This is a genomic window from Massilia aquatica, from assembly GCF_011682045.1.
Taxonomy (GTDB): Bacteria; Pseudomonadota; Gammaproteobacteria; order Burkholderiales; family Burkholderiaceae_D; genus Telluria_A; species Telluria_A aquatica.
The window spans coordinates 85,806-106,071 of the sequence record NZ_VVIW01000006.1 but is presented as its reverse complement, the minus strand read 5'-3'; the positions used below and the strand labels follow the sequence as shown (position 1 = coordinate 106,071).

Genomic DNA, 20,266 nt, shown 5'->3' with positions numbered 1-20,266 from the left:
CATGCCGATCGAAGACATTGTCCATCCTTTCCTGAAGTTCTATACGGCGGCCCCGCAATGGGTCAAGAGCTCGCTCGGCCATGTGTATTCGATGGCGCCGACGCGCCTGCGCTACGGCGCCAAGTACGACGAGTTCCAGGCCGAAATCAACCGCTGCAACGACGTGGCCTGGACCGCGCGCCGCGCCGACGAAAAACTGCTCGCTACCTTGCGCTGGGCGATCGAAACCGTGCCCGCTTACGCCCACCTGAAAGCGGCCCTGGCCGACGTGCGCGATCCATCCGACGCGACGCGCCTGCTGGCCGCCTTTCCGCTGCTCGAAAAAGAGTCGCTCAAGGCCGACAGCACCCGTTATCTGTCCAACAAGATGGGCCCGGAAACCCACCTGATGGCGTTTACCGGCGGCTCGACTTCGGTGCCGATGAAGCTATACCTGGAAAAATACGTGTCGCGTTCCAAGGACTTTGCCTATAACAGCACGTTCGACACCGTCGCCGGTGTCGGCAGCGGCGACGTCATCCTGGCGCTGCGCGGGCGCAGCGTGCCGGGCGCCGGCAAGCCGGGTGGCTCGCTGTGGATGTACGACCCGATCAAGCGCTACCTGCATCTGTCGTCGGACCACCTGGAAGCGAAGTACATGCCCGGCTACGTGGAAGCGATCGCCAAGTGGAAGCCGACCATCATCCACGCCTTCCCCTCGGCGCTGGTGCCGCTGGCGCACTGGTTCAAGGCCAATCCGGCGCCCGAGCTGGTCGCGCGCATCCGCGCCGTGCAGCTGTTTTCCGAAAATGTCTACGATTATCAGGTCGACCTGATTCGCGAAGTGTTCGGCTGCCCGGTGCTGCTCGACTACGGCCACTCCGAGCGCGCCGTCAAGGCCATCTCGCTGCCCGAAGACAGCCGCTATTTCTTCTGGCCCCTGTACGGCAAGGTGGAGCTGGTCGACAACGACGGACGCGCCATTACCGAGCCGGGCGTGATCGGCGAAATCGTCGCCACCGGCTTCGACAACCGGGTCATGCCGCTGATCCGCTACCGCACCGGCGACCTGGCCATGTGGAGCAAGGCGCCCAACACCATTCGGCCGGGCTTTGCCGTGGTCGAACGGATCGAAGGGCGGCTGCAGGAATTCCTGGTGTGCCGCGATCATCGCCTGGTGTCGATCTGCACTATCGGCGCGGCCCACTTCGAGCAGCTGGCCAGCGCCGATATGATGCAATTCGAGCAAGACACACCCGGCAAGGCCACCCTCAAGGTCATGTCCGACACCGAACTGAGCCCGCGCGCGCGCAGCGCGCTGGCGGCCGGCGTGCTGGCCAAGACCCAGGGCGGGCTGGACATCGAGATCGTGCGGGTCGACGGCATTGCTCGCACCGGCTCGGGCAAGCACAAGCTGCTGGTGCAGCGCCTCGACCTGTCCGGCTACCTGGGCGCGGCCCATATCGAGCGCGAGAGCGACAGCGCCGGGACGCTCTGATGAAGTCGGCGATCATGATCGGCCCGTCGCCAGCAGCGCGCGGCGGCATGGCCAGCGTGATCCAGACCTATCTGGCGCACGGCTACGAGGAGGGCGGGCGCTGCCGCTTCATCGCCACCCACGTCGACGGCGGGCCGCTGCGCAAGGCGCTGCGCGCACTGGCCGCGCTGTTGCAGTTCATCGGGCTGCTGGTGCGCGGGCGCGTCTCGGTGCTGCATGTGCACCTGGCCTCCGGCGTGAGCTTCTGGCGCAAGGCCCCCTTCATGGTGGCGGCGCGCCTGTTCCGCCGCCCCGTGCTGGTGCACCTGCACGGCGGCGAATTCATCGACTTCATCGACGTGCGCCTGTCCGGCTGGCGCCAGCGCGTCGCGCTTGGCCTGCTGCGCGGCGCCGCCGCCGCTTTTGCCCTGACCGAGGTCTCGGCCACCTGGCTGCGCGCGCGCGCCGGGCTCAAGACCGTCGAGGTGTTTCCCAACCCGATCGCCGGCGCTTCTCCGCTGCCGCGCCGGCCGGGCCGCAGCGTGCTGTTCCTGGGGCGGCTGGAAGAGAAAAAGGGTGTGTTCGACCTGATCCGCGCCTTCGCCGTCGTGCAGGCCCAATGCCCGGACGCGCGCCTGGTGCTGGCGGGCGATGGCGACGCCGACGGCGCGCGCGCCCTGGCGGCCGAACTCGGCGTGGCCGGCTGCGTGCGCCTGCCGGGCTGGGTCGACGCCGATGCGCGCGCCGCTTTGCTGGCCGAAGCGGCGGTTTTTGTGCTGCCATCGCACAAGGAACAGATGCCGATGTCAATTTTGGAAGCCATGATGGCAACGGTTCCAGTGGTCGCCACCGATGTTGGCGCAGTGCCACACATGTTGGATCAAGGAAAGTGTGGTTTTATCGTTGAAGTGAGCAATATACCCCAGCTCGCTGCCTGTATTTTGCGCATTTTGGACGATAATGTCTTGGCGGATATGATCTCCGAGCGCGGACTGGCACGTGTCAGGTCCGAGTACATGGTCGGGACAGTCTTGCGGCGTCTTCGACAACGTTATGAGGAGTTGGCAGCATGATAAAATTAGTTAGCGTTATTTCATTGGCGACGGCGGCTCTGTGCCTGCCCGCCGCAGCCCAGAATTTCACCACCGTCGCACCCCGTTTCACCACAGCCGAGCTGACCGCCACCGCCAACGCCCTGGCCCCGACTTCGCTGACCAGCGCCATCGATAAATTCGACGCTGCCGCGCCGATGGGACACCCGCGCCTGTTCAAGGGCCAGCCTGATTTCCTCGGCATCGTGGCCGCCACCAAGGCCGAGCGGACCTCGTCCATCGTGGCCGTGACCGGCTATTTGCAGCGCAATTCGGTGGCCAATGTCACCAGCGCCCTGAAGACGCAGATCAATTCGACCAATGCCACCGTGCGCATGGAATCGTGGTGGCAGCAGGACCGCATCCTGGAAGGCATGGCCGAGGCCGCCGTGGCTTACCATATGACCAAGAATACCTGGTTTATCACCGAAATGCGGGCCCGCATGCAACTGTTTGCGCCCGGCATCCTGGCGCGCAAATGCGTCGGCGACGTTTCGGAAACCCGCGATTACGCCTGGTTCTACGCCCTGGCTTACGATTTTGCCTTTCCCGCCATGACCGCCGCCGACAAGCAGATGGTCAAGGACGTCGTGCTCGCCTGCGGCAACTCGGGCCTGAACAAGGTGGCCGACACGGTCAAGCTGTATCCGGAAAACGGGATCGCCTATAACGCCCTGGGCAAATTCGTCGGCGCGCTGCTGATCGTGCGCGGCGACATGCCCGAGACGCACGCCTGGCTGCGCACCGCGCTGCCGCAGTACGTCAGCGGCACCAGCCCATGGGGCGGCGATGACGGCGGCTTTGCCAACGGCTCGAGCTATGCCGGCTGGGAATCGGGCGAATCGCTGCTGATGTGGGACTTGATCGAGCGCGTGCTCGGGGTGCCGTTCTACCGCAAGCCATGGCTGGCCGAATTTGCCCGCTTCATGGCCTACGCCCTGCCGCCAGGCGTGCCGGTCGGCGTGTTCGGCGACGGCGCCGAAGTAAACCGGATCGAAGAATGGGCCCGCTTCGGCAAGGCCGTCATGAACCGCTCCGACACCACCCTGTCGCGCTGGTACGTCAAGCAGCAGAGCGGTGAAGACTATGCGCGCCTGCACATCCTGCTCAGCCCGCGCGAGTACTCCGGCGCGATCACCTTGCCGGCCAACCAGCCGAACGGCGCCTACTTCCCGGCGATCGGCTGGGCCGCGATGCACAGCTCGCTGACCGACCGCGCCCGCACCTCGGTGTTCTTCAAGAGCAGCCCGTTCGGCTCGGTGAACCACTCGCATGCCGACCAGAACAGCTTTGTCATGTACTCCAAGGGCAAAGTGCTGGCCATGGACAGCGGCCACTACGACTACTACAACTCGCCGCACTGGCGCGACTACTACAAGCAGACCAAGGCGCATAACGCGATCACCTTCGACGGCGGCCAGGGCCAGTTCCTGGGCGCCGGCGGCCTGGGCGACCGCGCCGCGGCCGGCAAGCTGACCAAGTTCCTGCAGACGACCGCCTACGACATCAGCACCGGCGACGCCACTGCCGCCTATGCGGGCAAGTTGAGCCAGGCCAAGCGCACCGTGGTCTTCATCCGTCCATCGACCCTGGTGACGATCGACCAGCTCAACAGCGCCACGCCGCGCAAGTACGAGTACAACCTGCACACCGTATCGCCCGTCAGCGGCACGGCGGCGGCTTTCCGCGCCGACGTGGCGCCGGCCGAGATGTGCGGCACGGTGGCCTCGCCCGATGCGTTCGCGATGAGCGCCGCGGTCGGCTACATGCCGGCGCCGACCGTGCCGGCCGGACCGCATTTCTGGAACAAGTTCAACTATGCGACGGCCAAGAACCGCGGCTTTTTTGTCTCGGTCCTGCGCTCGAACTGCCTGGTCGTGAAGCCGGAAATCGTGTTCAGCGGTACCAATGCCAAGATCACGGTCGGCGGCCGCGTGATTTCGGTGACCGACGCCGATGTAGTCGTCAACTGATGTTCCCCCTGCCTTGCGGCGGCGCCAGCAGGCGCTGCCGCAAGGCGCGGTATTTTCCCTCCGCTGTTTCTCGAACGCATGGCCCCGGCGCTGGCGTTCGACCCCATCCGTTTCGCCCCCAAGCATCCCTTGTTTCCTCCAAGAACGGCACGCGCCGCTTACTGATGCGTCTCGACAACGTCGAACCGTTCTTGGGCCACACACCCGCTTGCCGGGCAGGCGCGCACATTCGATAATGTGCGGACAACGAATTTGCCTTTCCGATTATAATTGCCTTTTTTATAAATCTGGATGACTATGCCCCTGATCTATCTGGTTGCCGGTGCTCGACCCAACTTCATGAAAATCGCGCCGATCGTGCGCGCCTTGCAACAGCAGGATGCGCTCACCTTCAAGATCATCCACACCGGCCAGCACTACGACCGCGAGATGAACGATGTCTTCTTCGAAGAACTGGGCATTCCCCAGCCCGATATCTTCATGGGCGCCGGCGGCGGCAGCCATGCCCAGCAGACCGCCAGGATCATGGTGGCGTTCGAAGAGCTGTGCCAGGCCGAGCGCCCGGCCGCCGTGCTGGTGGTGGGCGACGTCAATTCCACCCTGGCCTGTTCGATCGCCGCCAAGAAGCTCAACATTCCCGTGGCCCACGTCGAAGCCGGCCTGCGCAGCGGCGACATGACCATGCCGGAAGAAATCAACCGCTTGGTCACCGACAGCATCAGCGACTGGTTCTTCGTCACCGAGCCGAGCGCCGTGACCCACCTGCAACGCGAAGGCAAGCCTGAGTCGGCGATCCATTATGTCGGCCACGTCATGGTCGACAATGTACTGTTCCAGGCCGACAAGCTGGGCACCGCCGACACCTCCGCCTACGAAACCAGCGCCATCAAGGCCACGCGCAGCGCCAATGGCGCGCGCTACGGCGTGGTGACCCTGCACCGTCCGAGCAACGTGGACGACGCCGCCATGATGACCACCCTGGCCGGCGCCCTGCGCGAGATCGCGCAAGAGCTGCCGCTGATCTTCCCGGTGCACCCGCGCACCCGCGCCAATCTCGACAGCTTCGGCATCGACCTGGGCCCGAATGTCACCCTGGTCGGCCCGCAAGCCTACATGGCGTTTCTCAACCTGTGGAAGGACGCGGCGGTGGTGCTGACCGACAGCGGCGGCCTGCAGGAAGAAACCACCGCGCTGGGCGTGCCCTGCATCACGATCCGTGAAAACACCGAGCGCCCGGTCACCGTCGACGAAGGCTCGAACGTGCTGGTCGGCACCGATCCGGCGCGCATCGTGGCCGAGGCGCGCAAGGTCTTGCGCGGCGAAGGCAAGCAGGGCCGCCGCCCGCACCTGTGGGATGGCAAGGCGGCCGAGCGCATCGTCGCTGTATTGACGACGGAACTGGCGAAGATTCAACCGACGACCAAGGAAGCGGCGTGAGCGAGCGGATCGAAATGATGGGTTGTCTGATGGATAACCTCACGATGGAAGAAACCTTGCAAAAAGTGGAAGGTTTTATCGCCACCGGCACGCCGCACCAGCACGTGGTGGTCAACGTCGACAAGCTGGTCAAGGCCAACCGCGACCCCGAACTGCGCCGCATCATCAACGAATGCGCGCTGATCAACGTCGACGGCATGCCGGTGGTGTGGGCCGCGCGCCTGCTCGGCAAACCGCTCAAGGAGCGGGTGGCCGGGGTCGACCTGTTCGAGGCGCTCATGAAGCGCGCCGCCGAAAAAGGCTGGCGCGTCTACCTGCTCGGCGCGCGCGAGGAAGTGGTCTCGGATGTGAAGCGCATCTACGAGAAAAAATACGCCGGCATGACCCTGGCCGGCTACCGCAACGGCTACTGGAAACCCGAGGAAGAAGCGGGCGTGGTCGCGCAGATCGCCGCCGCCCAGGCCGACCTGCTGTTCGTGGCGATCAGTTCGCCTAAAAAAGAACATTTCCTGGGCCAGTACCAGGCCCAGATGAAAATTCCCTTCGCCATGGGCGTGGGCGGCACCTTCGACGTCGCCGTCGGCCGGGTCAAGCGCGCCCCGCTGTGGATGCAGAAAAGCGGCCTGGAGTGGTTCTACCGCTTCCTGCAAGAGCCGCGCCGCATGTTCCGCCGTTACTTTATCGACGACATGGGCTTCATCTGGCTGTTCCTCAAGGAAGCGACGCGGCGCCGGCCGGCCGCGCGCTGAACTCGCGTGGCTTCCCTTTCCCGTTGCTGAACCGTGGTTGCTGAACCCTGTTCTTGAACCCCACTTACACTATTCATTCAAAGGCAGTTTTATGAGCACAATTGGCGTCATCGGTCTTGGCTACGTCGGCCTTCCCCTCGTTGTCGAGTTCGCGAAACTGGGCCCGACCATCGGCCTCGACATTTCGGTCTCCAAAGTCGAATCCTGCCGCCGCGGGGTCGACCCGTCGCGTGAACTGTCGGACGAGCAGATGGCCGCGGCCGTGCACGCCGAGTACACCAACGACCCGGCCCGCCTGGGCGACGCCGACCTGATCATCGTGGCCGTGCCGACTCCGGTCGACATCGCCCACAACCCGGATTTCGGCCCGCTGATCGGCGCCAGCCAGGTGGTCGGCAAGCACATGAAAAAGGGCGCCACCGTCATCTACGAGTCCACCGTGTATCCGGGCGCGACCGAAGAAGTGTGCATCCCCGTGCTCGAAAAAGCCTCCGGCCTGAAGTGGAAGGACGACTTTTTTGTCGGCTATTCCCCTGAACGCATCAACCCGGGCGACAAGGAACACACGCTCACCACGATTTTGAAAGTGGTCGCCGGCGACACCCCGGAAACCCTGGAAAAAGTCGCCACGATGTACGAGTCGATCGTCAAGCCGGGCGTGCACCGCTGCTCGAGCATCAAGGCCGCCGAAGCCTGCAAGGTCATCGAAAACACCCAGCGCGACCTGAACATCGCGCTGATGAACGAACTGGCCATCATTTTTGACAAGATCGGCATCGACACCTCGGAAGTGCTGAAAGCGGCCGGCACCAAGTGGAACTTCCTCAAGTTCTCGCCCGGCCTGGTGGGCGGCCACTGCATCGGCGTCGACCCGTACTACCTGACCCACAAGGCCGACATGCTGGGCTACCACCCGCAAGTGATCCTGGCCGGACGGCGCATCAACGACGGCATGGCCAAGTTCATCGCCGAGCAGACCATCAAGAACATGATCGCGGCCGGCAGCTACATCAAGGGCGCCAAGGTCAACGTGCTGGGCCTGACGTTCAAGGAAAACTGCGCCGACCTGCGCAATTCCAAGGTGGCCGACGTGATCACCGAGCTGAAAACCTACGGCGTCGAGGTGTTCGTGCACGACCCGTACGCCGATGCCGGGGAAGCGATGCACGAGTACGGCGTCAAGCTGGTCTCGTGGGATGAACTGCCGCGCGCCGACGCCGTCGTGGCCGCCGTCTCGCACCGCCAGCTGATGGCGACCTCGATCGAAGACTTCCAGAAGAAATTGATCAAGGGCGGCGTGTTCATCGACGTCAAGGCCGCCTTCGACCAGGCTGCACTGGTCGAGGCCGGCATCAAGGTATGGCGCCTGTAAAGGCCGACCCTGCCCCGCGTCGGCCTCGGCCTCGGCAGCAGGGCGCCGCCTTGCTGCTGATGCTGGCCGTGGTCGGCCTGGGCGCGGCATCGCTGCTGATGTCGGGCCTCGGCAAAACCGATAACCGCGCGCGGCCAGAGCGGCGCAGCATGGCCGCGCTGGCCGAGGCGCGCGAAGCGCTGATCGGCTTTGCGCTGGTCCACGGGCGCCTGCCGCGCCCGGCGCTGGAGGATGGCGGCGGACGCGAGTTCGACGGCCGCTGCGACAGCGAAGAGCGCTGCAGCGGGCTGCTGCCCTGGGTGACCCTGGGCATCGCCCCCGGCGACGGCTGGGGTAAGCTGCTGCGCTACAGCGTCACGCCGGCGATGAGCTCGGCGCCAATCCATCCCACGGTGGCGTTCGGCACCAAGTCGATCGTCACCCGCCGCGACGGCCAGCTGGTGCGCCAGCTCGGCGCGCCAGTGTGTTCGATGGAAACCCGGTGCGGTGCCGCGGTGGTGTTTTCGTACGGACGCGAGCATGGCGGCACCAGCGTGCACGGCGTGCGCCAGGGCCAGCCGTCCCCGGCTAATATGGATGAACGTTTCAACGCACTCGCCGTCTCCACCTTCATCGAACGCCCCTTGAGCGGCGATCCGGCCGCGCCTGGCGGCGAGTTCGACGACCAGCTGATGCTGCTGCCGGTCGGCATTCTGTTAAATCGCATGAGCCTTGCGCGCGTCTTGCCGCAGGGCGAGTAGGGCGGCCCGCTGCCTTTACCTCTTTCCGAAAGTGTCACCATGAAAATTCTAGTTACCGGCGGCCTGGGTTACATCGGCTCGCACACCTGTGTCGAACTGATCAAGGCCGGCCATGAGCCGATCGCCTTCGACAACCTGTCCAACAGCCAGCGCAGCGTGCTCGAGCGGGTGCAGCGCATCAGCGGCCAGCCGCTCACCTTCATCGAAGGCGACATCCGCGACGGCGCCGCCCTCGACGCCGTCTTCAGCGCGCACGACATCGGCGCCGTGATCCACTTCGCCGGCCTGAAAGCCGTGGGCGAATCGGTGTCGCAGCCGCTGCGCTACTACGACAACAACGTGACCGGCTCGCTGGTGCTGTTCGACGCCATGACGCGCCACGACGTCAAGTCGCTGGTGTTCAGCTCCTCGGCCACCGTCTACGGCGACCCGGTCTCGGTGCCGATCCGCGAAGATTTTGCGCTCTCGGCCACCAATCCCTACGGCCGCAGCAAGCTGATCATTGAAGACATGCTGCGCGACCTGATCAAGGCCGACCCGGACTGGCGCATCGCGCTGCTGCGCTACTTCAACCCGGTCGGCGCCCACGAGAGCGGCCTGATCGGTGAAGAACCGAACGGCATCCCCAACAACCTGCTGCCCTACATCGCCCAGGTGGCCGAAGGCCGGCGCGACTTCCTGTCGGTGTACGGGGGCGATTATCCGACCCCGGACGGCACCGGCATGCGCGATTACATCCACGTGGTCGACCTGGCCATCGGTCATGTCAAAACCTTAAGCAAGCTGGCGACAGGTTCCGGCGTTGTTACGTACAATCTTGGCACCGGGCGCGGCAATAGCGTGCTGGAAATGGTGCGCGCGTTCGAACAGGCCAGCGGCAAGCAAGTGCCCTACCAGATCGTGGCGCGCCGCCCTGGCGATATCGCCGCATGCTTTGCCGATGCCAGCCTTGCCGAAAGCGAGCTCGGCTGGAAGGCGGAGCGCGATGTGGCCCAGATGTGCGCCGATGCATGGCGCTGGCAATCCCTGCCCAAGTGACAATTTAACGAAAGAACTCCCATGAAAGCGATGATCCTGGCCGCTGGTAAAGGCACCCGTGTGCGTCCCCTGACCTATGATCTGCCCAAGCCGATGATTCCGATCCTGGGCAAGCCGGTGATGGCTTACCTGGTGGAACACCTGGCCAAGTACGGCGTGACCGAGATCATGGTCAATGTCAGCTACCTGCACGAAAAGATCGAAGAATACTTCGGCGAAGGCCACCAGTTCGGGGTCCAGATCGGTTACTCCTTCGAAGGCTATACCAACGATGAAGGCGAAGTCGTGCCGCAGCCGATCGGCTCGGCCGGCGGCATGAAGAAGATCCAGGAATTCGGCGGCTTCTTCGACGACACCACCATCGTGCTGTGCGGCGACGCCCTGATCGACCTCGACCTCAAGTCGGCCCTGTTCGAGCACCGCCGCAAGGGCGCGCTGTGTTCGGTCATCACCAAGGAAGTGCCGTGGGATAAGGTATCGAGCTACGGCGTGGTGGTCACCGACAAGGATGGCCGCATCACCGAGTTCCAGGAAAAGCCGTCCGAGGCCGAAGCCAAGTCGAACTTCATCAGCACCGGTATCTATATTTTCGAGCCGCAGGTGATCGACCTGATTCCGACCGGCGTGCCGTTCGACATCGGCTCCGAACTGTTCCCGCTGCTGGCCAAGGAAGGCATGCCGTTCTATGCGCAGACGCGCGGCTTCAACTGGATCGACATTGGCAGCGTGTCCGACTATTGGCAGACCCTGCAAAACGTGCTGCTGGGCGAAGTCGCCCACATGGACGTGCCCGGCATCCAGGTTGAAGACGGCCTGTGGGTTGGCCTGAACACCCGCATCGAGTGGGAAGGCACGACCATCGAAGGGCCGGTCTACATCGGCTCGGGCGCCTGCGTGGAAGCGGGCGCCACCATCATCGGGCCGAGCTGGATCGGGCACGGCAGCCACATCTGCTCGGGCGCGAAGGTGGTCCGCAGTGTGTTGTTCGAATACACACGGGTCTTGCGCGATGTAACTTTAGATGAAATGATCGTCTTTAAGGATTACAGTGTGGACCGGGCCGGCGAAATGAAGCACGTGTCGGACTATGCGTCCGACGAGTGGGTCAACGCGCGCGACCGCCGCTTTACCCGGCGCGGCGATGCGCCGCTGGAAACGGTGAAGTAAACATAACGGCAGTACATAAAAACAGCGGTATAAAAACGACTTGAAAGAGATGCAATGAAAATCTACCCAGTGATCCTGTCCGGTGGCGCGGGAACGCGCCTGTGGCCCCTGTCGCGCGCGGTGCTGCCCAAGCAGCTGCTGCCGCTGGTAACCGACAAGACCATGTTGCAAGATACTGTCCTGCGCGTGGCCGGCTGGCCCGAGCTGATGGCGCCGCTGGTGGTGTGCGGCAACGAGCACCGCTTCCTGGTGGCCGAGCAGCTGCGCGAAATCGGCGTCACCCCGCTCGGCATCCTGCTCGAACCGGTGGGCCGCAATACCGCGCCGGCGGTGGCCGCCGCCGCCAATTACCTGCGCGCCATCGATCCGGACGCGGTCATGCTGGTGCTGCCGGCCGACCATGTGATCGACAAGAACGTGCCGTTCGCCGCAGCGGTGGCCCAGGCCGCCACCCTGGTGGCCGATGGCGCCCTGGCCACTTTCGGCATCGTGCCGCAGGCGCCCGAAACCGGCTACGGCTACATCCACCGTGGCGCGCTGGCCGCCGGCTCCGCCGATGCCTACCAGGTCGACCGTTTTGTCGAAAAACCCGACCGCGCCACCGCCGAAGAGTTCCTTGCCGACGGCGGCTATTACTGGAACAGCGGCATGTTCCTGTTCCGCGCCGAAGGCTATCTGCGCGAGCTGGGCGAATTCGCCCCGGCGATTGCCGTGGCGGCCGAAGCGGCTGTGCGGCTGGGCTACCGCGATCTCGATTTCTGCCGCCTGGACGAGGCCTCGTTCTCGAGCTGCCCGTCGGACTCGATCGATTACGCCGTGATGGAGCGCACCCGCCACGCGGTGGTGGTGCCGGCCGACATTGGCTGGAGCGATGTCGGTTCCTGGTCGGCGCTGTGGCAAGTCCAGCAGGGCCGTGGCGCGGATGCGCAGGGCAACGTGCAGCGCGGCGATGTGTACCTCGATGGCGTGAGCAATTCGCTGGTGCGCGCCGAGAGCCGCATCGTGGCCGTGGTCGGCGTGAATGACCTGGTGGTGGTGGAAACGCCCGACGCGGTGCTGGTGGCGCACAAGGACCAGGTGCAGCGGGTCAAGCAGATTGTTGACCACCTCAAGTCCAAGGAGCGTACCGAGCACCTGCATCACACCAGGGTGTACCGCCCGTGGGGCTATTACGAGGGCATCGACGCGGGCGAGCGTTTCCAGGTCAAGCGCATCACCGTCAAGCCGGGCGAGAAATTGTCCTTGCAGATGCATCATCACCGGGCCGAGCACTGGGTGGTGGTGAGCGGCACGGCGCGCGTGACCTGCGGCGAGAAGGTGAGCCTGTTGTCGGAAAACGAGTCGACCTACATCCCGATCGGCATGAACCACCGCCTGGAAAACCCGGGTAAGGTGCCGCTGCACATCATCGAGGTGCAGTCGGGCAGTTATCTGGGCGAGGACGATATCGTGCGCTTCGAAGATATTTATCAGCGCGCGTAAGCACGGCGCTGGCGAAGGGAAGGGGGGAGCTGCGGCTCCCTTTTTTTGTGGTCGACAGCGATTGGACGCCGCCCGGATTGGTGTCGGACAAGTTAAATACGGTGTTGCAACAGAGAGGTGTTTTCCGTCATTGTCGGGTTGTTGGGGGGAGGCAGGCTACTTCGTTGGCACGGGCACCGGCGTGGTTGCCGGCGTGGCGGCCTGCGGGATCGTGATGATGAACGGCGCGGCTTGTGCTGCCGCTTGGGCCGGTGGCTTCTCGGTCATTCTTGAGATGGTGAACATTGCGCCGATACTGGCCAGGCCGACCCCAATGACCCACTTGATGATATCGACAGTACCCTTGTGCATCTCGGCACGCAACTCTGTCATCTGCGTCTGAATTTTCCCGTTCTGCGCGGCCATGTCCGTGCGCAGCTCTGCGAAGCTGGTACGCAGCTCAGCGAAGCCAGTTTTCACGCTGGTGTCGAAGTTTGCCAGCCGCGCATCGACCCTGGCTTCGGACGTGGCATTTTTGGCTTCCAAAGCAGCAATCTTTGCATCGACTTCCTGGCGGGTGAGGTCTGTCATAGGGGGATCATTGTTCTGATGCGGAGAAAAGTCAACCCGCACAAGGCCTCGTCTTGATGCTCATCATTGGGAATGACTGGGACCGACTCGGCAAGGTAGAGGGAGTTCGTTTGCTTCGACGATATTTACCAGCGCCTGAGCGCGTTGGTGGCGAGGCGAGGGGGGAGCTGCGACTTCCCTTTTTTATGCTGGAACGCCATTCGTCGCTTCTGGATTGGTTGTCAGACAAGTTCAATGCTGCGTTGCAATAGAGATGATATTTTGATTTCTACGTGGTCTGCCGCGAAAAATGTTGCTAAACACACTTAGTTACAAATTATGGCTTTTTCCGTGTCCTTAAATTGACATTTCCAGAAAATTTTTTATGTTTCCTGAAGGATATATTCGGCATACGTTCCTGCAAATTCGCTCAACGTCGTTTAAAATAGTTAAAAATAATCAATTTGTTAAATTCTGAAATAAATTTCCCCAGCAGAATTGTTTCTCCACGCATAGAATTCGGTCCGTTATCCGAATTTATCCGATGTGAGGAAGTATGTTTTTTAACGTATTCAACCGCGCCATCCTGTGCGCCGGACTCGTTGCACTGACCGCTTGCGGCGGTGGCGAGCCGGCCGGCAACGAAACCATCACCGTGTCAGCGCGTTCAAATTCCGCAGTGCAGCAAACTCCCGCCACGCCTATCATTGACAGCAACCCGGCCCAGGACGCAGCGGTGCGCAGCGCCCCGGTGGTCAGCCCGGCCGAGCGCGAAGCCGAGCAGCTGCGCATGGTGCCCTACGAGCAGGCCTTCTCGATCGAGATGCGGCGCCGCGCGCAAGAACGTCCCGAGCATTTGCGCGAGCAGGGCGCGGCGGGGGCTCTCCCGGCACAGCCGGCCTGCGATGGCGCGCCCGACCCGGCCCGCCCGGCCGAGTGCGGTGCGGCCCAGCCCGGCGCGACCGCAGCGCCGCCCGGCCAGGCGCTATAATCGGCGCTGCGGGGCAAGCGGTCCCGCCTAACCGATTCCTGGCCACTCCATGACCCTGCGCGCAGCACTGTTCCTGACCCTTGCCCTGATGGGCGCCACCGGCCAGGCCGGCGCCCAGGGCGCCGCGGCGCCGCGCCTGCGGCCCAGCCAGCTGGCGCTGGTCGTCAACGACGCTGAACCGAACAGCGTGGCGATTGCCGCGTATTACCGCAAGGCGCGTGGCATTCCGGCCGCCAACGTCATCCACGTACATATTCCCGGCAAGCCGCAGCGGCTCGACGCTGCCGCCTTCAGCGCCTTGAAAGAACGGATCGACAGCCAGCTTCCGCCCGGCATCGAAGCCGTGCTGATGGTCTGGACCGCGCCCTACGCGGTCGAATGCAACGCCATCACGGCCGCCTACAGCATGGGTTTCGATGCCGGCCAGTGCAGCAACACCTGCGCCGCCAGCCGCCCCAGCGCCTACTTCAACGCCACCTCGGTCCAGCCGCTGGCCGACTTCCGCATGCGCCTGTCGATGCTGCTGCCAACCGACTCGGTGGCGCAGGCCAAGGCCCTGATCGACCGCGGCGTGGCGAGCGGCTTCCGGGTCCCGAACGCCACCGCGTATTACCTGGTGACCTCGCAGGCGGCGCGCAATTCGCGGGCCGAGCTGTTTCCGCGCGACGGACAGATTGCCGCCAAAAAGATCCGCACCAAGACCCTGCACAGCGACGCGCTCGACGGCGTGAGCGACATCATGGTGTACCAGACCGGCATGGCCAAGGTCGACAAGCTCGACAGCGTCAAGTTCCTGCCGGGCGCGCTGGCCGACCACCTGACTTCCTTCGGCGGCGACCTGTACGGCACCAGCCAGATGAGCAGCCTGCGCTGGCTTGAAGCGGGCGCCACGGCCAGCTACGGCAGCGTCAGCGAGCCCTGCAACCACTGGCAAAAGTTTCCCCATCCCAGCGTCCTGCTCAAGCATTACCTGAGCGGCAGCACCGCCATCGAGGCCTACTGGCGCAGCGTGGCGTGGCCGACCCAGGGAGTGTTCATCGGCGAACCGCTGGCGGCGCCGTATGGACGCTGAGCGCGTGGGGCGGTGCGTGAGCGGCGGCCGTCTGATCCTGGCATTCCTGTGGGCCATGCTGGCCCTGTGCCTCCCCGCCGTGGCCGAGGAGCGCTCGCCGCCCGATATCGTCCTGTTCAAGGCGCGCCTGGCGTCGTTTCATGAGGGGGAGGAGGGAAGTCCCAAGTGCGCTGCGCGCTTTCCGGCCGCGTCCGGCAGGATCGTTTTTTGCAGTGATACGGTCTCGCCCATGAGCGTGCTCGAGGTCTTGCTTGGCGATCTGCCGGCGCCGCCGCCGACGGTCACGCTGACCATGAGCGCGACCCCGATCAGGGCGATCGATGTGTTTATCGTGGCGAACAAACTGCCGGATGGCCGCCTGGACGTGTTTTCCTGGGATCGCTCGGCCTGCCTTGACCCGGCCTACGCCCGCGAACTCGGGATCGCGGCCGGGCTGGCCGGGATCTACGCCGCGCGCCAGTTGACCTGCCGTGGCTGGAACGATTGATGTCCGGCCACCGCGCACGCTTGCGCTAAACAGTCGCCTTGCCCGCCAGGGCGGGTAAGCTGGTCGCCCGGCATGCCGCCGCTGTCATCGATAGCATCCACACCAGTCGTCCTCGTCATCATGTTGTCATTTATCACAACTATGATGAAATTTACTATGGAAGAATACTTTTTGCTAACATAGAACATGCATGTCCGTAGTCGGCATGATAATGACGACGCCCCCTTATTCCACTCAGGAAGTTTCGATGAAAAAGCTCGTAGCAACCATCCCCGGCCCAGGCCGGCTCACCGTGCTGGCCGCTCTGATGGCAGGTTTTGCCGCTCCCGCCATGGCGGGCTCGCCCGACCTGGTGATCAGCCAGCTGTACGGCGCCGGCGGTAACGCCAACACCACGTTCTTTACGCACGACTACATCGAAATCTTCAACCGTGGCAGCGCCGCAGTCACCGCCGAAGGGTGGAGCCTGCAGTACGGCTCGGCCACCAGCACCGGCGCCTGGAGCGGCAAGTCGGCCTTGCCGACCTTTACCGTCGAACCGGGCCAGTACATCCTGATCCAGCAGCAGAGCGGCGGCACCGGCCAGAGCGCGCTGCCAGGCCCGGTCATCGTGCCGCAAAGCGGCTTTAACATGTCGGGAACCACCGGCAAGGTCGCGCTGGTGCGCGATACCACCACCCTCAGCGGCGCCACCCCGACCGGCGAGAACATCGCCGACCTGGTTGGTTTCGGCACCGCCAATGGCGCCGAAGGCACGCGCGCACCGGCCATGTCGGCCTCGCTGGCCCTGTTCCGCGCCAACGGCGGCTGCGCCGACAGCGACGACAACAGCGTCGACTTCGCCACCGGCGCGCCGGCCCCGCGCACCAGCGCCTCGGCCCGCAATACCTGCGGCGCCACCGTGCCGCAAGCCAAGCCGATCGTGCCGGTCTGCCCGGCCAGCCTGGCCCTGGAACAGGGCAAGCCGGGCGCGGTCTTGCTGCGCGCCTCGGATGAAGACAGCATCGTCAACGGCGCCGTCATCGCCAGCGGCAGCGTGCCCGGCATCAGCCTGGGCAGCCTGGTGGCGGCGAGCGCCAATGGCGGCTCCGCCAGCGTCAACCTGCAGGGGGCAGCAAGCCTGGCCTCGGGCAGCTATCCGCTGGTGATTCGTTTTACCAATAATGCCGGCCAGGAAGCGACCTGCCCGGTCAATGTCAGCGTTTCGGGCGCGGCCACCATTCCGCAGATCCAGGGCGCGGGTGCTGCCAGCCCGTTCGCCAATGTCAGCGTGAGCACCGAAGGCGTGGTCACCCACAAGGTGTCGAACGGCTACTTCATCCAGGATGCCAACGGCGACGGCGATCCGTCCACCTCGGACGGCCTGTTCGTGTTCACCGGCACCGCGCCAACCGTGGCCGTGGGCGACCTGGTGCGCGTGAAAGGCACCATCGTCGAGTACAAGCCGACCGGCGCGCTGCGCACCTACACCGAAATGAAGGATGTCACCGGCACCGATGTACTCGCTAGCGGCAACAGCGTCACGCCGGCCAACATCGCTTTCGTGCCGGGCATGGACCTGGCGCGCTTTGAGGCGATGCTGGTCAATATCAGCAACGCCCTGACCGTCAACCAGACCAATTACCTGGGCGACCGGGGCGAGCTGACCTTGTCGGTGGGCCGCCGCGAAACCGCGACCAACCGTTTCCGTCCGGGTACGCCGGAAGCGCTGGCGCTGGCGGCGTCCAACGCCAGCAACGAACTGGTGCTCGATGACAGCTGGTTCATCGCTCCGCCGGCCGCCACCCCGCCGTGCGCCGACGTGGTGGCCTGCTCGGGCATTCCTTACCTGGGCCAGGATGGCACGGTGCGCGCCGGGGACACGGTCAGCAACCTGGTCGGCGTGGTCGACTTCGGCGCCATCGGCGGCGGGCGCACGGCTTTCAAGATCCAGCCGACCATGGCGCCGTCGTTTACGCGTAGCAATCCGCGCCTGGCGGCACCGGAACTGCCGGTTGGTAACGTCAAGGTGGCCAGCGCCAACGTGCTCAACTTCTTCACCACCTTCCTCGACGGCGCCGATGCCTGGGGCCGCACGGGGCAGGGCTGCAAGGTCGGCTCGACCACGCGTCCATCGAATTGCCGTGGCGCCGACAACATGCCCGAATTTGTGCGCCAGCGCGACAAGATCGTGGGTGAACTGAAAGCCATCGACGCCGATGTGGTCGGTTTGATGGAAATCCAGAACAACGACGACATCGCGGTCGACTATCTGGTCAAGCAGCTCAACGCGGCGACCGGCTTCGAGACCTATGCCTACGTGCCCAAGCCGGCCACCACCGGCACCGATGCGATCCGGGTGGCGATGATCTACAAGCCGGCCAAGGTCGCGCCGGTGGGCGGCGCGCTGTCCGACGGCGACGCCGTCAACAACCGTCCGCCGATGGCGCAGACCTTCAAGGCGGCCAACGGCGCCAAATTTTCGGTGATCGTCAACCACCTCAAGTCGAAGGGCGGCTGCGGTTCCGGCGCCAATGCCGACCTGGGCGATGGCCAGAGCTGCAACAACGCCACCCGCGTGCTGCAGGCGCAGCGCCTGGCCGGCTATTTCATTCCGCAAGTGGTGGCCGCCGCGGGCGACCCGGACGTGCTGGTCATCGGCGACATGAATGCGCACGGCTTCGAAGATCCGATCCACCTGCTCAACCAGGCCGGCCTGGTCAACCAGCTCGAGCGCTTCGTGCGGCCAAGCGGCATTCCTTACTCCTACGTCTTCGATGGCGAAAGCGGCTACCTCGACCATGCGCTGGCCAGCGCCTCGCTCGACGCCCAGGTCGTCGGCGCCACCGAATGGCATACCAATGCGGATGAACCGACCGTGATCGACTACAACACCGACGCCAAGAGCGCCGCCGCCCAGGCCCTGTTCAAGAATGACGCTTTCCGTTCCTCGGATCACGATCCGGTGGTGGTGGCGCTGAACCTGGCGCCGGCCTATGCCGACATCACCTCCAGTGTCGCCGTTACCGGTTCGGGCTTGCGGGTGGATATTTTCAAGAACACCTACAGCGGCACCCTGACCATCACCAACAACAGCAACGCGCCCATCACGGGCCCGGTCCATGTTGTATTTTCGGCACTCACTCCGGGCGTAACTGTTGCTACAAGGACTGGAATGTTGGGAACTGAGCCATATATGACTGTTAGCAATGGTACAATACCAGTTGGCGCCAAAGTCACCCTTTCCGTTGTTTATAGCAGTCCCGCCCGTAAAGGCGTTGGTTTCGTCACGAAAATTTTAAGTGGGTCACTCTAAGGGAAGAAGAATGTTCGATATCAAAAAAATTATCACGAAAGCATTGCTGGCTGTAACGTTCGCGTTGGGCGCCACGGCTGCCTGGGCTGGTCCGACCTATCACGTTGCCATTGATGCCAGCAAATTTGCCGGCGAGGATGGCGCAATGTATTTCAGCTTCAATAGTCTGCAAGCTGCCACCACGGCGTTTGCGCAGGTGAGCAATTTCAGCGCTGGCTTTGAAGAAGAAGTTTTGCGTGGCGGCAGCGTATACGGCAATATTCCGGATACCGTCACCTTCGATAACAGCGGCGTGGATAACTATCTGTCGCAGGCTGTGAAGCTCGGCGGCGTGCTGAGTTTTGACATCGTGTTCGGCGGCGACTTCGAGACCTTCCCGGGCGCCATGGGCGCACTGTTCGGCGTGGCGCTGGTGGACCTTTCCACGAACGAATATTACGGCGGCGGCAATCTGGTCGAGTTTCTTCTCCAGCCGCCAACTACCGGTGGCGATCCGTCCACCACCACCATTGACACGCCGACCCGCATCGTGACGGTGACCACGGTGCCGCCGACCGCAGTTCCGGAACCATCGGACCTGCTTCTGGTCATGACCGGCCTGGGCCTGCTCGGCCTGGTTCGCCGCCGCAGCGGCAAAGCGGCGCACTAAGCACCATCAAGGCGGTCCGCACGGTCCGCCTCTCTCGATCGCACATGCGCCGGCAACGGTCCATGTGCTTTTTTTCGTCCGGATACCTGCTGCGCACGGCTTTTTGGGCGCTGGCGGGCATGCTGCCAACACTCTGCCGGCGCCCCAAAAAACCTTGCTCAAAAGCATGCCAAATATCCCCGCGCCCGCTATGAAAGAATAGTTGTCGCAACCGTCGGCGGCATGGTAGCCTTGCACGCCAAATTGAGCATTGAGGAGTCGAACGGATGTTTGCAGTAACGAAAATCAACCACTCCCGGCGCACGCGCCCTGCGGGCTTCACCCTGCTGGAATTACTCGTCGTTATCGTCATCATTGGCTTGCTCGCCGCTTACGTGGGACCGAAGTATTTCGCCCAGCTCGGCAAGTCCGAAGTCACCGTCGCCAAGGCCCAGATCGAAGCATTCGAAAAGTCGCTCGACACCTACCGCCTCGACGTCGGCCGCTACCCGACCACCGAAGAAGGCATGGCCGCTTTGCTGGTCGCGCCCGCCACCGCCGGGGTCAAGTGGAATGGTCCCTACCTCAAAAAAGCGGTGCCGCAGGACCCGTGGGGCCGCCCATACCAGTACCGCGCGCCAGGCACCAGGGGCGAGTACGAAATTCTGTCGACCGGCAAGGATGGCCAGCCCGGCGGCACCGGCGAAAACGCCGACATCACGTCCCAATAGTTTTCCTG

General features: G+C 63.8%; 17 protein-coding genes. 16 read left to right on the top strand and 1 reads right to left on the bottom strand.

Annotated features, from left to right (window positions below; all coding sequences use genetic code 11):
* Position 1: 1 nt before the first annotated feature.
* The 10 genes from F1609_RS12860 to F1609_RS12815 all read left to right on the top strand — a co-directional run bounded on the left by F1609_RS12860 (position 2) and on the right by F1609_RS12815 (position 12,505).
* Positions 2 to 1,477: a phenylacetate--CoA ligase family protein gene (locus F1609_RS12860; RefSeq protein ID WP_167076832.1), complete on the top strand. Its 1,476-nt coding sequence runs from the start codon at positions 2 to 4 to the stop codon at positions 1,475 to 1,477.
* Positions 1,477 to 2,529, top strand: coding sequence for a glycosyltransferase family 4 protein (locus F1609_RS12855; RefSeq protein ID WP_167076831.1), 1,053 nt, complete (start codon positions 1,477 to 1,479; stop codon positions 2,527 to 2,529). Before F1609_RS12860 ends, F1609_RS12855 begins: the two co-directional genes overlap by 1 nt.
* Positions 2,526 to 4,520 (top strand): heparinase II/III domain-containing protein, encoded by a 1,995-nt coding sequence (locus F1609_RS12850; protein ID WP_167076830.1) that lies wholly within the window; start codon positions 2,526 to 2,528, stop codon positions 4,518 to 4,520. The genes F1609_RS12855 and F1609_RS12850 overlap by 4 nt, the downstream gene beginning before the upstream one ends.
* 297 nt (positions 4,521 to 4,817) lie before the next feature.
* On the top strand, positions 4,818 to 5,957 hold the full coding sequence (gene wecB / locus F1609_RS12845; protein ID WP_167076829.1) for a non-hydrolyzing UDP-N-acetylglucosamine 2-epimerase: 1,140 nt from the start codon (positions 4,818 to 4,820) through the stop codon (positions 5,955 to 5,957).
* Positions 5,954 to 6,706: a WecB/TagA/CpsF family glycosyltransferase gene (locus F1609_RS12840; protein ID WP_370661623.1), complete on the top strand. Its 753-nt coding sequence runs from the start codon at positions 5,954 to 5,956 to the stop codon at positions 6,704 to 6,706. The genes wecB and F1609_RS12840 overlap by 4 nt, the downstream gene beginning before the upstream one ends.
* A 91-nt stretch (positions 6,707 to 6,797) precedes the next feature.
* Complete coding sequence (locus F1609_RS12835) at positions 6,798 to 8,078, top strand: nucleotide sugar dehydrogenase (RefSeq protein ID WP_167076828.1); 1,281 nt, start codon at positions 6,798 to 6,800, stop codon at positions 8,076 to 8,078.
* Between the two features lie 50 nt (positions 8,079 to 8,128).
* Entirely contained in the window at positions 8,129 to 8,818 is a 690-nt protein-coding gene (locus F1609_RS12830; protein WP_167076827.1) for a hypothetical protein, read from the top strand.
* A 39-nt stretch (positions 8,819 to 8,857) separates the two neighbouring features.
* The gene (galE, locus tag F1609_RS12825) at positions 8,858 to 9,856 is read left to right on the top strand and encodes a UDP-glucose 4-epimerase GalE (protein WP_167076826.1); all 999 of its coding nucleotides are present in this window, start codon (positions 8,858 to 8,860) and stop codon (positions 9,854 to 9,856) included.
* 21 nt (positions 9,857 to 9,877) lie between these two features.
* Entirely contained in the window at positions 9,878 to 11,023 is a 1,146-nt protein-coding gene (locus F1609_RS12820) for a nucleotidyltransferase family protein (protein WP_167076825.1), read from the top strand.
* 54 nt (positions 11,024 to 11,077) lie between these two features.
* Entirely contained in the window at positions 11,078 to 12,505 is a 1,428-nt protein-coding gene (locus F1609_RS12815) for a mannose-1-phosphate guanylyltransferase/mannose-6-phosphate isomerase (RefSeq protein WP_167076824.1), read from the top strand.
* A 156-nt stretch (positions 12,506 to 12,661) separates the two neighbouring features.
* Here the strand turns inward: F1609_RS12815 and F1609_RS12810 are convergent, their stop codons facing one another.
* Positions 12,662 to 13,075, bottom strand: coding sequence for a hypothetical protein (locus F1609_RS12810; protein WP_167076823.1), 414 nt, complete (start codon positions 13,073 to 13,075; stop codon positions 12,662 to 12,664).
* Between the two features lie 535 nt (positions 13,076 to 13,610).
* Here F1609_RS12810 and F1609_RS12805 point away from each other — a divergent pair.
* From F1609_RS12805 to gspG, 6 genes are all read left to right on the top strand, one after another.
* A complete protein-coding gene (locus tag F1609_RS12805; RefSeq protein WP_167076822.1) occupies positions 13,611 to 14,045 on the top strand; it encodes a hypothetical protein in 435 nt (144 codons plus the stop codon).
* Between the two features lie 49 nt (positions 14,046 to 14,094).
* Positions 14,095 to 15,117 carry a TIGR03790 family protein gene (locus tag F1609_RS12800; RefSeq protein ID WP_167076821.1) on the top strand — a complete coding sequence of 341 codons (1,023 nt, stop codon included), beginning with the start codon at positions 14,095 to 14,097 and terminating at the stop codon, positions 15,115 to 15,117.
* Positions 15,107 to 15,604: a hypothetical protein gene (locus F1609_RS12795; protein WP_167076820.1), complete on the top strand. Its 498-nt coding sequence runs from the start codon at positions 15,107 to 15,109 to the stop codon at positions 15,602 to 15,604. The genes F1609_RS12800 and F1609_RS12795 overlap by 11 nt, the downstream gene beginning before the upstream one ends.
* A gap of 247 nt (positions 15,605 to 15,851) precedes the next feature.
* Complete coding sequence (locus tag F1609_RS12790) at positions 15,852 to 18,899, top strand: ExeM/NucH family extracellular endonuclease (protein WP_229421858.1); 3,048 nt, start codon at positions 15,852 to 15,854, stop codon at positions 18,897 to 18,899.
* A gap of 10 nt (positions 18,900 to 18,909) precedes the next feature.
* Positions 18,910 to 19,548, top strand: a complete 639-nt coding sequence (locus F1609_RS12785) for an NF038129 family PEP-CTERM protein (RefSeq protein ID WP_187363012.1) — start codon at positions 18,910 to 18,912, stop codon at positions 19,546 to 19,548.
* A 266-nt stretch (positions 19,549 to 19,814) separates the two neighbouring features.
* On the top strand, positions 19,815 to 20,258 hold the full coding sequence (gene gspG, locus F1609_RS12780) for a type II secretion system major pseudopilin GspG (protein ID WP_167076819.1): 444 nt from the start codon (positions 19,815 to 19,817) through the stop codon (positions 20,256 to 20,258).
* Positions 20,259 to 20,266 lie beyond the last annotated feature (8 nt).